The sequence below is a fragment of the Streptomyces sp. NPDC008313 genome (assembly GCF_042956125.1).
Lineage (GTDB): Bacteria > Actinomycetota > Actinomycetes > Streptomycetales > Streptomycetaceae > Streptomyces.
On the sequence record NZ_JBIBFR010000006.1, the window covers coordinates 117,438 to 131,050 of the forward strand.

The 13,613-nt window shown below is 71.9% G+C and carries 14 protein-coding genes; 7 read left to right on the forward strand and 7 right to left on the reverse strand.

The features are described from left to right. The first annotated feature begins 22 nt into the window (after window positions 1-22). Complete coding sequence (locus ACFY93_RS10350; protein WP_391355768.1) at window positions 23-1,186, forward strand: oxygenase MpaB family protein; 1,164 nt, start codon at window positions 23-25, stop codon at window positions 1,184-1,186. 45 nt (window positions 1,187-1,231) lie between these two features. Here ACFY93_RS10350 and ACFY93_RS10355 read toward each other — a convergent pair whose 3' ends face one another. From ACFY93_RS10355 to ACFY93_RS10370, 4 genes are all read right to left on the reverse strand, one after another. Next, window positions 1,232-1,516 carry a hypothetical protein gene (locus tag ACFY93_RS10355; protein WP_391355771.1) on the reverse strand — a complete coding sequence of 95 codons (285 nt, stop codon included), beginning with the start codon at window positions 1,514-1,516 and terminating at the stop codon, window positions 1,232-1,234. A gap of 367 nt (window positions 1,517-1,883) precedes the next feature. Continuing rightward, a complete protein-coding gene (locus ACFY93_RS10360; protein ID WP_391355773.1) occupies window positions 1,884-2,102 on the reverse strand; it encodes a hypothetical protein in 219 nt (72 codons plus the stop codon). Between the two features lie 210 nt (window positions 2,103-2,312). Beyond that, window positions 2,313-3,686 carry an FAD-binding domain-containing protein gene (locus ACFY93_RS10365; RefSeq protein WP_391355775.1) on the reverse strand — a complete coding sequence of 458 codons (1,374 nt, stop codon included), beginning with the start codon at window positions 3,684-3,686 and terminating at the stop codon, window positions 2,313-2,315. 102 nt (window positions 3,687-3,788) lie between these two features. Beyond that, complete coding sequence (locus ACFY93_RS10370) at window positions 3,789-5,903, reverse strand: MMPL family transporter (RefSeq protein ID WP_391355777.1); 2,115 nt, start codon at window positions 5,901-5,903, stop codon at window positions 3,789-3,791. A 74-nt stretch (window positions 5,904-5,977) separates the two neighbouring features. On the opposite strand from ACFY93_RS10370, the gene ACFY93_RS10375 reads away from it, so the two are divergent. Next, on the forward strand, window positions 5,978-6,508 hold the full coding sequence (locus tag ACFY93_RS10375; protein ID WP_391355779.1) for a MarR family transcriptional regulator: 531 nt from the start codon (window positions 5,978-5,980) through the stop codon (window positions 6,506-6,508). Between the two features lie 128 nt (window positions 6,509-6,636). Beyond that, entirely contained in the window at window positions 6,637-7,512 is an 876-nt protein-coding gene (locus ACFY93_RS10380; protein ID WP_391355782.1) for a GDSL-type esterase/lipase family protein, read from the forward strand. A 91-nt stretch (window positions 7,513-7,603) separates the two neighbouring features. Here the strand turns inward: ACFY93_RS10380 and ACFY93_RS10385 are convergent, their stop codons facing one another. Genes ACFY93_RS10385 through ACFY93_RS10395 form a run of 3 tightly spaced genes read right to left on the reverse strand, consistent with a single transcriptional unit; the run spans window position 7,604 to window position 10,028 of the window. After that, window positions 7,604-8,395 carry an ABC transporter permease gene (locus ACFY93_RS10385; RefSeq protein WP_391355784.1) on the reverse strand — a complete coding sequence of 264 codons (792 nt, stop codon included), beginning with the start codon at window positions 8,393-8,395 and terminating at the stop codon, window positions 7,604-7,606. Further along, window positions 8,392-9,351 carry an ATP-binding cassette domain-containing protein gene (locus ACFY93_RS10390; RefSeq protein ID WP_391355786.1) on the reverse strand — a complete coding sequence of 320 codons (960 nt, stop codon included), beginning with the start codon at window positions 9,349-9,351 and terminating at the stop codon, window positions 8,392-8,394. Before ACFY93_RS10390 ends, ACFY93_RS10385 begins: the two co-directional genes overlap by 4 nt. An 11-nt stretch (window positions 9,352-9,362) precedes the next feature. Beyond that, window positions 9,363-10,028: a DUF4097 family beta strand repeat-containing protein gene (locus ACFY93_RS10395; RefSeq protein ID WP_391355788.1), complete on the reverse strand. Its 666-nt coding sequence runs from the start codon at window positions 10,026-10,028 to the stop codon at window positions 9,363-9,365. Window positions 10,029-10,261: 233 nt separating this feature from the next. Here ACFY93_RS10395 and ACFY93_RS10400 point away from each other — a divergent pair, with 233 nt between their 5' ends. From ACFY93_RS10400 to ACFY93_RS10415, 4 genes are all read left to right on the forward strand, one after another. Next, window positions 10,262-11,017 (forward strand): helix-turn-helix domain-containing protein, encoded by a 756-nt coding sequence (locus ACFY93_RS10400; protein ID WP_391355791.1) that lies wholly within the window; start codon window positions 10,262-10,264, stop codon window positions 11,015-11,017. A 137-nt stretch (window positions 11,018-11,154) separates the two neighbouring features. Beyond that, on the forward strand, window positions 11,155-11,967 hold the full coding sequence (locus ACFY93_RS10405; protein WP_391355793.1) for an alpha/beta fold hydrolase: 813 nt from the start codon (window positions 11,155-11,157) through the stop codon (window positions 11,965-11,967). Then, entirely contained in the window at window positions 11,964-13,229 is a 1,266-nt protein-coding gene (locus ACFY93_RS10410; protein ID WP_391355796.1) for a SpoIIE family protein phosphatase, read from the forward strand. Before ACFY93_RS10405 ends, ACFY93_RS10410 begins: the two co-directional genes overlap by 4 nt. After that, window positions 13,226-13,582 (forward strand): anti-sigma factor antagonist, encoded by a 357-nt coding sequence (locus ACFY93_RS10415; RefSeq protein ID WP_391355798.1) that lies wholly within the window; start codon window positions 13,226-13,228, stop codon window positions 13,580-13,582. Before ACFY93_RS10410 ends, ACFY93_RS10415 begins: the two co-directional genes overlap by 4 nt. Window positions 13,583-13,613 lie beyond the last annotated feature (31 nt).

Sequence of the window (13,613 nt, forward strand, 5' to 3'; positions counted from 1 at the left end):
GGCACAGACGAAGGAGCCCGCCATGACGTACACCGAGGCATCGATGGACGCCCTGCGACAGACCGGTGACGAACTCGCCGACGCCACCGTCGCCACCCTCTTCGAGCGCGGCGAGGTGGGCACGTTCAACACCCTGATGCGCTACGTCTCCACCGCGGGATCTCCGCTGCCGGAGGGTCTGCCCGACGTCGCCCGCGCATACCTCCGGGCCACCAGCGTTCCGCCGGCATGGGTGGACTGGGGCGAGATGGAGAAGGCCCGGCTGTTCTTCATCGACAACAACGTGCACATCTCGACCGCGCTCTCCTTCGCCTCCATGCCCGCCTGCTACCTCGTCCCGCACGTGGCGAAGCTCCTGTCCACCACCCACGGGCTGAACTACCCCTCCAAACGGATGGCGGAGACCGGCCAGTTCACCGTCCACCTGATGCGGCCGGACGCCTTCGAGGCGGGCAGCCGCTTCGTCCCCGCCGCCCAGAAGGTCCGCCTCCTGCACGCCGCCGTGCGCCATCACCTGACGCGCGAGAACCGCTGGGACACGCAAGCGCACGGAACGCCGATCTGCCAGGAGGACATGATCGGCGGGCAGATGTTCTTCTCCCTGCTCGTGCTGGACAGCCTGCACCGCCTCGGTATCCACATGTCGACGGAAGGGGCGGACGCCTACTACTACGCCTGGCGCGTCGTCGGCGCCATGCTCGGAGTCGACCAGGACGCCGTCCCCGCAACTCTCGACGAAGCCCGCCGGTTCCTCGACCTCTACATGGTCCGGCACATGGGCCCCTCCGAGGAGGGCACCCACCTGACCCGGCAGCTGATCGACCTCTACGAGGAGGTCGTACCCGGCACCTTCTTCGACCCCGTCGTCTCCGCTCTCATCCGCCACCTCGTCGGCGACACCTGCGCCGACTGGCTCCAGGTGAACCGCACTCCGTGGGACACCGTCGTCAAGGCCGCGCCCCACCTCCTCGGCGTACTGGAGACCATCGAGGACCGTTCACCCCTCGGCGCCTGGGCCCTGGACCGCCTCGGCCACCTCACCACCGTCCTCGAACTGTCCTCCCTCACCCGCGGACGTGTCATGCACTACGCCATCCCGGAACAGCTCAGGAAGGAGTACGGCGTCTCCTCCGCGGTGCCTCCCACCCGCCGGTGGACGCCGCCCGCCGCCACGGTCCCTCGATGAGGCGACAGGAGGCGGTGCGCGTCCTCGCGGGCCGTCGACCGGGTCTCAGCGCCGTGACCGGGACACCTCGGGTGCGAGCCGCGCCACCCGGCCGGCCCGGGACTCCAGGTAGCGGCGCTCGGCGATGCTCGCCGTGGACTTCGCGGCGCTCCGGTAGTTCTCGTACGCCCCGGCCATGTCGCCGGACCTCTCCAGCAGATGCGCCCGCACGGACAGCAGCCGGTGATGCCGTGTCATCCGCTCGTCGCCGTCCAGGGTGGACAGCAGGGCCAGCCCCGCCCTCGGGCCCTCGGTCTCCGCGAGCGCGATCGCCCGGTTGAGGGTGACCATCGGGTTGGGCGCGACGCGTTCGTCCCGTACTCCTCATGGTCCGCGAGCCCCTGCGGGGCCCTTCGACCGGTTGGTCGGAGCCGCCGCCGTCGTCTTGACATCCCGTCGGCACGTTTCCCGGATTTTCTTCCACGCCCGTGCCGGGAAGCTCCCGGCCCCTCCCCATGAGGCGCCCGGTGGCGATGGGCACCGTCACCCGCCACCCACCGGGACTCACCGGAGGCGGTTCCATCCCACCGCGACTCACCGGAGGCGGGCACCGCCGACCGGGCCGGAAGCCACGGAGGCCCGCCCGGTGACCGTGCCGCGCAGGGCACCGCACCGGACGGGCGGATCAAGCACTTCTCCCCGCAGGAGGGTGAGCGGGTCAGCTCTGCGAGGGCGCCAGCAGCGGGGCCACCATCTCCATCGGGTGCGCGGCCTGCGTCATGAGACCGCCCGCGAGGCCTACGCCCTGGGCGGGGGCGGCGAGGGCGGGCTTCATCAGGTCCATCGGGTTCGCGGGCGGGTCGGCGAGTGCGGTGCCGGCGCTGCCGAGAAGGGCGGCGGCGGCCAGAGCCGTGGCGAGTGCGATGCGCGTGCGCATAAGACCTCCTGAGACGGTGACCTGCGATTACGGCCTCACGTCTTCCCTCGGGCCAGGCGGGAGAGCGCGGCGGGCGGCGCAAGATCACTCGAACGAGTCAGGACGGATGGCGCACGTCCCATTCCGGAGCGCATCCCGGAGCGCATCCCGGAGCGCTCCGGTCGACGCGCCCGGTCGCCGCGCTCATGGCGGGGCGGGACGTGCCGCTCCTCAGTCGCGTCCGCGGGCGTGCTTGAAGCGTGCCAGTCCGTCGGCCAGGCTGATGAGCGGTTCCGGGTAGTCGAGGAGGGCGCGCCGGTCCGCCGGGAGACGCCAGGGCTCGTGGACGAACCGGTCGTCCACGTCGCGCAGTTCGGGCACCCACCGGCGTACGTAGGCGCCGTCGGGGTCGTAGCGCCTGCCCTGGAGCACGGGGTTGAGGACGCGGTGGGGGCGGGTGTCGGTGCCCGTCCCGGCGGCCCACTGCCAGTTGAGCTGGTTGTTGACGATGTCGCCGTCGACGAGCAGGCTCAGGAAGTGCCGGGCGCCGATGCGCCAGTCCACGTACAGCGTCTTCGTCAGGAAGCTCGCCGTCAGCAGGCGTGCCCGGTTGTGCATCCAGCCCTCGTGGCGCAGCTGGCGCATGGCGGCGTCGACGACCGGATAGCCGGTACGGCCCGCTTGCCACGCCGCGATGTCCGCGGCCGCCTCCTTCTCGTCCCGCCAGTGGTCGTGACGGGTGCGGTAGTCCTGGAAGGACGCCTCGGGCCGTGCCGCCAGCACCTGGTGGTGGAAGTCCCGCCAGCACAGCTGGCGCACGAACGCCTCGGCGCCGGGGCCGCCCTGCTCGCGGGCCCGCCGGACGAGTTCCACGGGCGAGAGGGTGCCGAAGTGGAGGTGGGGCGAGAGCCTTGAGGTCGCGTCGCCCGCCATGTCGTCGTGCCGGTCCTCGTACCGGGGCAGTCCGGTGCGGGCCCACCGGGAGAAACGCTCGCGCCCCGCCGTCTCCCCACCGGCCGGGAGCCCCGGCGAGAGCCCGGTCAACTCCTCGCGCGTCGGCAGCGGTTCGCCGCGCACGGTGCCGGGGACCCGCACCGCGCGGGGAGCGGGGCAGGTGTCCCGCAGCCGCTGCCGCGACCAGCCGCGGAAGTAGGGGGTGAACACGGCGTAGTGGTCGGACCCGGCCGGTGTCACGGTGCCCGGGGCGACGGCGGTCACCACGCCGTCGTGCACCCGCAGCCCCACGCCGAGCCGGCCGAGCTCCTCGCGCAGCCGCTCCTCGCGGCGGTGGGCGAAGCCGGTTCCACCGGCGGCCATGTGCACCTCGGTGGCCCCGCACTCCCCGGCGACGGCGCGGAGCTCCCGCACGACCGGCCCCGTGCGCACGACGAGCCGGCCGCCGCGCCGGCGCAGCGAGGCGTCGAGGTCCGCGAGGCAGTCGGCGAGGAAGGCGCGGCGGTTGGGCGCGTCGAAACCGGCGGCGTGGACACCGGGGTCCCGTACGAACAGCGGCACGACCTCGTCGGCCGCCCTGAGCGCGGCGCTCAGCGGCGGATGGTCGTGCAGCCGCAGATCCGAGGTGAACAGGACGATCGCTGCGGTCATGACGCCTCTCCTCGTGCGCTGATGCGGGAGTCCGATCATCGCCGCCGGACCCGACGACGGCCACGGACGCGCCGGAGACAGCCGCGGCCCCTCAGCGGCCTCTCAGCCGTCCTTCAGTGGCCCTCTGAGGTCCGGCTCCGCCGTGCCCCGGGCGAGAGCGCCGGGCCACCACGCCCGCGGGCCGAGGTCGATCACCAGTGCGGGGACGAGCAGCGAGCGGACCACGACCGTGTCGAGCAGGACGCCGAAGGCCACGATGAACGCGATCTGCACCATGAACGCCAGCGGGATCACCATCAGGGCCGCGAACGTCGCGGCCAGCACCACACCGGCCGAGGTGATGACACCGCCCGTCGTGGTCAGCCCGCGCAGTACGCCCTGCCGGCTTCCGTGTACGAGCGCCTCCTCCCGTACCCGGGACATCAGGAAGATGTTGTAGTCGACGCCGAGGGCCACGAGGAACACGAACCCGTAGAGCGGCACCGACGCGTCCGTACCGCTGAAGCCGAGGAGGTGGTCGAAGACGAGCACCGACACCCCGAGCGTGGCGAGGAAGTTGAGGGCGACGGTCGCCACCAGGAGCACGGGAATCAGCAGCGAGCGCAGCAGGAGGACGAGGATCAGCAGGATGATGCCGAGCACGATCGGCACGATGACGGTACGGTCCCGGACGGCGGTCCGCTGGGTGTCGTACTGCTGCGCGGTGTAGCCGCCCACCAGCGCGTCGGCGCCGGGCACCGCGTGCACCGCGTCGCGCAGGCGCCGGACGGTCTCCTTGGCGGCGTCGCTGTCGGAGGCCGCGCTCAGGGTCGCGTCGATCCGGACGCGGCCGTCGACGACGAGCGGCTCACCGGTCCCCGGCCTTCCCGACGCGGAGACCGTGGCGGCGTCGGCCACGCCCTCGGTCCTCCTCGCCGCGTCCAGCACCTGCCGGGCGCGGCCGGCGTCGGTGATGACGACGGCGGGGTTGCCCGAGCCGCCGGGGAAGTGCTCGCCGAGCGTCCTCTGGGCGGCGACGGAGGGCGCGTCGTTCACGAAGAGTTCGTCCAGCGGCACGCCCTTGGCGGACAGCGCGGGGGAGAGGGCCGCGAAGGCGGCGAGGCCCAGCGCGGTGACCACCCACGTACGGCGCGGCCGCCGGTCCACTCGCGCGGCGACCCGGCGCCAGACGCCGTGGCCCTCCGCCGACGCGTCCGACGCCTTCGGCCGGGAGGGCCAGTAGGCGGTCCGGCCCAGCAGCGCCAGGACGGCGGGCAGGAAGGTGAGGGCGCAGAGCATGGCGCACCCGATGCCGATGGCGCCGACCGGGCCGAGGGCACGGTTGTTGGTCAGGTCGCTCGCGAGCAGGGCGAGGAGGCCGAGCGCCACGGTGGCCGCGCTCGCCGTGATCGCGCCGAAGGAGCGGCGCAGAGCCGCCGCCGCGGCGGCGGCGGAGTCCTCGCGTACGGCCAGTTCCTCGCGGAAGCGGGCGGAGAGCAGCAGCGCGTAGTCGGTGGCGGCGCCGATCACGAGGATGGAGAGGATGCCCTGCACCTGTCCGTCCACCCGGACCAGGTCGTGGTCGGCCAGTACGTAGACGATGGCGCAGGCGAGTCCCAGGGCGAACACGGCGCCGAGGATGATCACGAACGGCAGCAGCAGGCTGCGGTAGACGAGGAGCAGGATCAGCAGGACCGCCCCGAGTGCCACGGCCAGCAGCAGTCCGTCGATGCCCGAGAACGCGTCCGACAGGTCGGCCTGGCTCGCCGCCGGACCGGCGACGCGCACCGTGGTGCCGGGCACGCCCTGTGCCGCCTCGCGCACCTCGTCGAGGACCGTGGGCAGTTCCTTGCCCAGGTCGGGCTCCAGCGGGACGACCGCCTGCATGGCCTCCTCGTCGTCGGAGACCAGGGCGGGCGAGGAGCGGCCGGCGACTCCGGGTTTCTCATGGAGCCCTCCGAGGGCGCGGGTGGCGGCGGTGCGCTGATCCCGGGTGACGTGCCCGCCGTCCGCGGTCCAGACCACGATGGCGGGCAGCGTCTCGGACTGGTCGAACGCCTCGCGCGCCCGCAGCACCCGGGTGGACTCGGCGCTGCGCGGCAGGAAGGCCGCCTGATCGTTGGTGGCCACCTCGCCCAGCTTGCCCGCGTAGGGACCGAGAGTGCCGCCCACTCCCAGCCAGACGAACAGCAGGACGAGGGGAAGGATCCACCGGACCCGGCGTGGCGCAGTTCTCACAGGCATCCCCAGACGCAGACAAGATGAATCATCAATCAAGAATCTCAATGATTGAGTGATCTTATACTCCGAGCATGAGCGGTTCCGGCACTCCCACACCACCCCCACCCGGCGACGACCCCACAGGGCTGCAGTCCTTCGCTGCCCTGCTGCGCCGGATGAACGCCGAGTTCAACCGCATCGCCTACGAGTTCGCCCAGGCGCAGGGCCTGCACCTCACCGACATGCAAGCGCTGATCGCCGTCCTGGACGCCGACACGGACCCGGCGGGCGAGCCGATGACGCCGGGCCGGCTGCGCAAACAGCTCAACCTCACCTCCGGCGCGGTGACCGCCTGCCTCGACCGGCTCGAACAGGCGGGGCACATCAGACGCGTTCGCGCGGCCGACGACCGCCGCGTGGTCCATCTGCACTACGCCCAGGCGGCCAGAAGCCTCGCCAGGGAGTACTTCCGGCCGCTGGCCCGCAGCACCGACCGCGCACGCGGCCGCTTCACCCCCGAGGAACTGGCGGTCGTCGTCCGCTTCCTCACCGAGATGAACGAGGAACTGCTCCTGCTGCGTCAGGGCGCCCCGCCTGAGGTACGGCATCAGCCGGAAGGGTGAACGCGTGGCCGTGGGCGGCGCACGCACTTTCAGGGGCCATCCGCGCGTTGGCCGGCACCGTGATCGTCCGGGCGGTACATGCTGATCCTGTCGACCGCGTGCACCACCGACCGTCCGAGGAGCCGTCCGTGATCTCCCGTCCGCGTACCGCGCTCACGGCTGCCGTGACCGTGGCAGCCCTGGCCCTGCCCGCCGCCCTGCCGTCCGCCGCCGCCGAGACCGCCGAGCCCCTCACCTACGTGGCCCTGGGGGACTCGTTCGCCTCCGCCCCGCTGGTGCCGCCGGCCGACACCTCGGACCCGCTGTGCCTGCGCTCCCTCGCCGACTACCCGCACATCGCGGCCCAGGCGCTCGGCGCCGGACTGACCGACGTCAGCTGCTCGGCGGCCACGGCCGACGACCTCAGCACGCCGCAGCACCCGGGCACCGCCCCCCAGTACGACGCCCTCGACGAGGACACGGACGTCGTCAGCATCACCATCGGCGCCAACGACGTCGGCCTGATGACCCTGGCGCTCGACTGCGTCAACCTGCTGCCCAAACCCGCCGGTGTCAGCTGCGCGGCCACGCACACCCGGGGCGGCGTGGACACGGTGAAGGCCGCCGTCGACGCGTGGGCACCGAAGTTCGCGGACGTCCTGGACCGGATCCACCAGCGGGCCCCGCACGCGACGGTGTTCGTCGTCGGCTACGGCGACTACTTCCGTCCCGGCGGCTGTTACCCGAGGCAGCCCGTCTGGGACGTCGACGCCGACTACCTCCAGGGCGCGATCAACCACCTCAGCACCACACTGAAGAGGACGGCCGGGGACCACGACGCCACCTTCGTGGACGCCTATCGCCTCAGCGTCGGCCACGACGCGTGCGCCGCGCCCGCCGACCGCTACACCGAGGGACTGGTCCCCATGCACGCCGCCGCTCCACTGCACCCCAACGCGAACGGCTCCCGGGCCGTGGGCCGGGCGCTCGCCGACGCGGTCCGCTCCACCACGCGCACGGACTGAACCGGGCGCGGGCCGGTCACCGGCGCACCCCGGGACCCGTACGCGCGCGCCGGCGTCCCCGGCCGCCGGGCCGGGGACGCCGCGGAGCACGTCAGCGCGGGTCGCCGCCGAACTTCGACGTCGACCAGAAGTAGCCGAGCACCGTGAGCCCCACGCACCAGCCGGCCGCGAGCCATCCGTCGGCGCCGATCCCGGTCCCGAGCAGCAGGCCGCGCAGGGTCTCGATGGCGGGAGTGAACGGCTGGTACTCGGCGAACGGCCGAAACCAGCCGGGCATCGCGTCGACCGGGACGAAGGCGCTGGACAGGAGCGGCAGCAGGATCATCGGCAGCGCGTTGTTGCTCGCGGCCTCGGCGTTGGGGCTGATCAACCCCATGCCGACCGCGATCCACGTCAGCGCCGTGGCGAACAGTACGAGCAGCCCGAACGCCGCCAGCCACTCCAGGACCGTGGCGTCGATGGACCGGAAGCCGATGGCCACACCCACGGCGCCCACGAGGACCACGCTCACGCCCGACTGCAGCACGCTGCCGACGACGTGCCCGACGAGCACCGACCCGCGGTGGATCGCCATCGTGCGGAAACGGGCGATGATGCCCTCGGTCATGTCGTTGGAGACGGACACCGCTGTCCCGACCACGGTGCCGCCGATGGTCATCAGCAGGATGCCCGGCACGATGTACGCGATGTACTCCGAGCGGTCCGCGCCGCCACCGCCGATGCCGGAGCTCATCACGTCACCGAAGACATAGACGAACAGCAGCAGGAGCATGACCGGGGTGAGCAGCAGGTTCAGGGTGAGGGAGGGGTAGCGCCGCGCGTGCAGGAGGTTGCGCCGCAGCATCGTGGACGAGTCGCGCACGGCGAGGGAGAAGGAACTCATCGGACCGTCTCCTTGGGCTGGTTCGTCACGTCGCCACCGGTCAGGGCGAAGAACACGTCGTCGAGGTCGGGAGTGTGCACGGTCAGCTCGTCCGCCTCGACGGCGGCCGAGTCCAGCCGGTCCAGCACGGAGCGCAGCGCGCGCTGGCTGCCGTCGCTGGGAACCCGCAGCGACAGGGCCTCGTCGTCCCGGGCGGCGTCCGGCAGGCCGAGCGCGGCGGACCGGTAGGCGTCCGGGTCGGAGAACCGCAGCCGCACATGGCCGCCCGGGACGAGCCGCTTCAGCGTCTCGGCGGTGCCCTCCGCGGCGATTCCGCCGCCGTCGAGCACGGCGATGCGGTCGGCGAGTTCGTCCGCCTCGTCCAGGTACTGGGTGGTGAGGAAGACGGTCACCCCGTCGGAGACGAGCTCACGGATGATGCCCCACATGGTGTGGCGCGACCGCGGGTCCAGGCCGGTGGTCGGCTCGTCCAGGAAGATGATCCGTGGATCACCGACCAGTGTCATGGCGATGTCCAGGCGGCGTCTCATGCCGCCGGAATAGGTGGAGGCGGGCTTCCCGGCCGCCTCCACCAGATCGAAGCGCTCCAGTAACCGGGCCGCGGTGCGCCGTCCCTCGGCCCGCGGGAGGTGGTGCAGGTCCGCCATCAGGAGCATGTTCTCCTCGCCGGTGATGAGGCCGTCGACGGCGGAGAACTGCCCGGTGACACCGATCGCGGCGCGCACCGCCTGCGGGTCGGCGGCCAGGTCGTGGCCGTCGACGTGGATGCCGCCGCTGCCGGCACCGGCGGAGACGAGAGTGGAGAGGATCTTCACGACGGTGGTCTTGCCGGCGCCGTTCGGGCCGAGCAGAGCGAAGACCGTTCCTTCGGGGACGGCCAGGTCGATCCCGTCGAGGACGACCTTGTCGCCGTAGGACTTGCGCAGCCCGTTCGCCGCGATGGCCAGGTGGGTCATGGCGTTGCTCCTCAGAGGCTCTGGGCGACGATGTCGCCGTGCGCGGTGGTCGCGTGGATGGCCAGGTCGGCGGCGCCGTCGGTGTTCTTCAGGGCGTTGCGGATCCGGCCGTAGGTGGTGCCGGCGTCCAGGGAGGCGGAGACGCCGTGGGCGGCGCCGACCGAGACCTCGCCGACGTCGGTGCGCAGCACGACCGCGCCGCCGATGGCCTCGGCGATCCGGATGTCCCCCTTCCGGGTGCTGATCTCCGAGGCGCCGCCCAGGCGGCCGACCGAGACGTCCCCGGCCGCGGTGGTGAGGCGGACGCTCGCGGCCTCGTCGAGCTTGACCGAGCCCTGCGAGGTCTCGAAGGCGACGTCGCCCAGCCTCCCGACTCCACGGAACTCGGCGCCGGCCGCCTTCGCGTCGACCCGGGAGCCGGTCGGCAGCTGGACCGTCACCTCGACGGAGCCGGAGCTGCCGAGGATCTGGTTCTTCGCCGAGGCCTCGACGCGCAGGACGCCGTCGCCGTAGACGACCTCGGTCCGCTCGGCCGCCTTCACGTCGCGGCTCTTGGAGGGATCCAGCGGCCGGACCTCGACCACGGTGTCGGTCCGGTCGGCGGCGATGAACTCGATGCGTCCCGCGGGGATGTCGAGGACGGCGGCGATCGGGGCGGGGGTGGGGAACTTCGGCATCGGTATCTCCTGTGCTTTGTCGTTTCTGATAATGGAAACGCTACGTTGCGTTCATGATTTGAGCAGTGGCTTCGTTGCGTATCACGAACGAACGTGCAGCTCAAAAGCGCAATTTCGTTGCAACGATCCGGAAATCAATGCAACGCTCACTCGGCCATTCGTTGCAATGGAGCGAGAGTGAACGCTATGCTGAAGCGTCAGCGGAGAAGACGACGAGCACGGAGGAGACCGCGATGCCGGGAGGCAGGCTCACCCAGCAGGAACGCCGGCAGATCGCGCTGGGGCTGGTCGACGGCCTCGCCTACGCCGAGATCGCCAGACGTCTCGACCGCCCCACCTCGACGGTCACTCGCGAGGTGATGCGCAACGGCGGCCCCACCGGCTACCGCGCCGACCTGGCCCACCACGCCACCGAGCGCCGCGCCCACCGGCGCAGGCAGCCCACGCCCCGGGGGCCGCAGGTGCCCCCGCAGGCCCACGGACGGGACCCCGAGGCCGTGCGCGAGTACGAGGAGACATTCACCGTCGTCCTCATGCAGTCGGGCACGCCCAGGATGATGGCCCGGGTGCTGGCCTGTCTCTGCATGAGTGACTCGGGCAGTCTCACCGCCTCCGAACTCGTCCGGCGCCTCGAGGTCAGCCCGGCGTCCGTCTCCAAAGCGGTGGCGTTCCTCGACAGCCAGGGGCTCATCCGCCGGGAGCGCGACGAACGCCGCCGCGAGCGCTATGTCGTCGACGACGACGTCTGGTACCAGTCCATGATCGCCAGCGCCCGCGGCACCTTGCAGGTGGCCGAGATCGCGCGGCAGGGCGTCGGTGTCCTCGGAACGGGCACCCCGGCCGCCGCGCGCCTCGAGAACATCGCCCGTTTCCTCGACTACATCTCCGAGAGCATCACCCGCGCCGCGGACCAGGCCCGAGAGGTACTGCACACGAAACCCGAAGGGGCCCCGGGCGGCACGACCGGCCCGAGGGCGGAGCAAGGGTAGGTGCGCGACGGCCACGCCGGGCGGCCGCCGCACTCACGCTCGGCGGCACGGTCAGGGGGGGCGGAGCAAGGAGCGTTCATTTCCGGCCGCCGGGTGACACCGAGAGACCGCGGGCCAGGAGTGCGAGGATGGTTCGCATGGATGTACGAGCAAGAAATCACGTGACGGTGACCGGCCGGGAGGACGGGCCGGTCGTGATGCTCGCGCACGGGTTCGGGTGCGACCAGAACATGTGGCGCCTGGTGGTGCCGGCCCTGGAGCGCGACTTCCGGGTGGTCGTCTTCGACCACGTGGGGGCGGGCCGCTCGGACGCGTCGGCCTGGAGCGAGGGGCGGTACGCCGGACTCGACGGCTACACGGAGGACGTGCTCGACATCTGCCGCGAGCTGGACGCGGGCCCGGTGGTCTTCGTCGGGCATTCGGTGAGCGCGTCGATCGGGGTGCTGGCCGCCGCGCGGGAGCCCGGGTTCTTCGCCGGACTCATGCTGCTGACCCCTTCACCGTGCTACATCGACGACCCGGCCACCGGCTACCGGGGCGGATTCAGCGCCGAGGACATCGACGAAATGCTGGAGTCCCTGGAGTCGAACTACATGGGCTGGTCGGCGACGATGGCCCCGGTCATCATGGGCAACTCCGAGCGGCCGGAGCTGGGGCAGGAGCTGACCAACAGCTTCTGCCGCACCGACCCGAAGATCGCCCGTGTCTTCGCCCGGGCCACGTTCCTGTCCGACAACCGCGGCGACCTCGCCGCGGTCACGGTTCCCACGCTGATCGCGCAGTGCTCGAACGACGCCATCGCCCCACCGGAGGTCGGCGCGTTCGTCCACGCCCGGATCGAGGGCAGCGAGCTGGTCACCCTCACCGCCACCGGACACTGCCCGCAGCTCAGCGCGCCGGAGGCGACCGCCGCGACGATCGCCTCCTTCGCCGCGAAGGTCACCCGGTGACGTTCCAGCCCAACGGCGGCCATGACCGCGGGACAGGCCCGGAAGACGACTCCGGTGACGAGTCGGAGCCGTGGTCCTCCCTGCTGGAGGACAGCGCCGAGGACCTGTACGAGCACGCGCCCTGCGGATATCTGTCCACGCTGCTGGACGGGCGGATCGCCAAGGTCAACAAGACGCTGCTGGACTGGCTCGGGTACCGGCGCGACGAGCTGGTCGGGCGCATGCGCTTCTCCGACCTGCTCACGGTCGGCGGCAAGCTCTACCACGAGACCCACTTCGCGCCGCTGCTGGCCATGCAGGGCGAGGTCAGAGGCATCGCACTGGAGCTGAAGGCCGCCGACGGTTCCCGGCTGCCGGTCCTGGTGACCTCCGCGGTCAAGACCGGAGAGGACGGACGGCCGCTGCTCATCCGCACGACGGTCGTCGACGCCCGCGACCGGCGCGCCTACGAGGTGGAGCTGCTGCGCGCCCGGCAGGAGGCCGACCGCGAACGCGACCGGCTCAAGATCCTGGCCACCACCCTGCAGCGGACCCTGCTGCCCCCCGTCCTGGACGACGTACCCGGCCTGGACGTCGCCGCCCACTACCACGTCGCCTCCCTCGACGAGGTCGGCGGCGACTTCTACGACCTGTTCCCCCTCGCCCACGGCACCTGGGGCCTGTTCCTCGGCGACGTGTGCGGCAAGGGCGCCGCCGCGGCCGCGGTCACCTCACTGGCCCGCTACACGCTGCGCGCCGCCGCCGTCTACGACCCCGATCCCGCCGTCGTCCTGGGCAACCTGAACACCGTCCTCAACCACGAGTACCACGGCACGGACCCGCGGTTCTGCACCGTGATCTTCGGACTGCTCACTCCCGTCGGGGCCGAGGGCGCCTTCCGGATCACCCTGGCCAGCGGCGGCCACCCCCCGGCCCTCCTGATGCGCGCCGACGGAAGCGCCGACTATCTGCACACCCCCGGCGGCCAGCTCGTCGGTGTCCTGCCGGACGCCCATATCGCCACGACCACCGTCCGCCTGGACCCCGGCGACACCCTGCTGCTCTACACCGACGGACTCACCGAGGCCCACACCGACCAGTCCGGCGGACGCTACGGCGACGAAGCGCTCATGGACTTCGCGCGGCGGCTGTCCCCGACCACCGCGTCGGACACCGTCCAGGCCCTGAGCGACCTGCTCGACACCCTCGGCACCGGCGTGGACGACGACACCGCGGTCCTCGCCATCAACGTGCCCCGACCTCCCAGTGAAGAGCAGCAGTGAATCCTCTGACCCTGACCACGCGCAGCACCCCCGCCGGGCCCGTCCTCGAGCTGGCCGGCGACCTCGACCACGCCACCGCCCCACAGGTCCGGGACTGCCTGGAGCGTCTGGACCTGCGCGGGGGCCAGCAGCTGATCGTCGACCTGAGCGGTCTCACGTTCTGCGACTCCAGCGGCATCACGGTCCTGATCGCCGCCCGCAACCGCGCCCTCGGGGCCGGTGGGGGCATCGCCCTGGCCGCGGTTCCCGACCGTGTTCTGCGGATGTTCCGCATGGTCGGTCTGGAGCAGGTCTTCGCCACCCACCCCACCGCCCAGGAGGCGGCAGCCGCTTGGGCGCCGCCGTCCGGCTGAGCCTGCCGCGAGACCGAGCCGGACCGGTGTT

What these genes read in the sequence shown, in the direction of transcription:
- ACFY93_RS10375 (WP_391355779.1), top strand. Translation starts at nt 5,978, where the DNA reads ATGAGCGGTTCCGGCACTCCCACACCACCCCCACCCGGCGACGACCCC.
- ACFY93_RS10365 (WP_391355775.1), bottom strand. Translation starts at nt 3,686, where the DNA reads ATGACCGCAGCGATCGTCCTGTTCACCTCGGATCTGCGGCTGCACGAC.
- ACFY93_RS10400 (WP_391355791.1), top strand. Translation starts at nt 10,262, where the DNA reads ATGCCGGGAGGCAGGCTCACCCAGCAGGAACGCCGGCAGATCGCGCTG.
- ACFY93_RS10405 (WP_391355793.1), top strand. Translation starts at nt 11,155, where the DNA reads ATGGATGTACGAGCAAGAAATCACGTGACGGTGACCGGCCGGGAGGAC.
- ACFY93_RS10385 (WP_391355784.1), bottom strand. Translation starts at nt 8,395, where the DNA reads ATGAGTTCCTTCTCCCTCGCCGTGCGCGACTCGTCCACGATGCTGCGG.
- ACFY93_RS10360 (WP_391355773.1), bottom strand. Translation starts at nt 2,102, where the DNA reads ATGCGCACGCGCATCGCACTCGCCACGGCTCTGGCCGCCGCCGCCCTT.
- ACFY93_RS10390 (WP_391355786.1), bottom strand. Translation starts at nt 9,351, where the DNA reads ATGACCCACCTGGCCATCGCGGCGAACGGGCTGCGCAAGTCCTACGGC.
- ACFY93_RS10350 (WP_391355768.1), top strand. Translation starts at nt 23, where the DNA reads ATGACGTACACCGAGGCATCGATGGACGCCCTGCGACAGACCGGTGAC.
- ACFY93_RS10355 (WP_391355771.1), bottom strand. Translation starts at nt 1,516, where the DNA reads ATGGTCACCCTCAACCGGGCGATCGCGCTCGCGGAGACCGAGGGCCCG.
- ACFY93_RS10395 (WP_391355788.1), bottom strand. Translation starts at nt 10,028, where the DNA reads ATGCCGAAGTTCCCCACCCCCGCCCCGATCGCCGCCGTCCTCGACATC.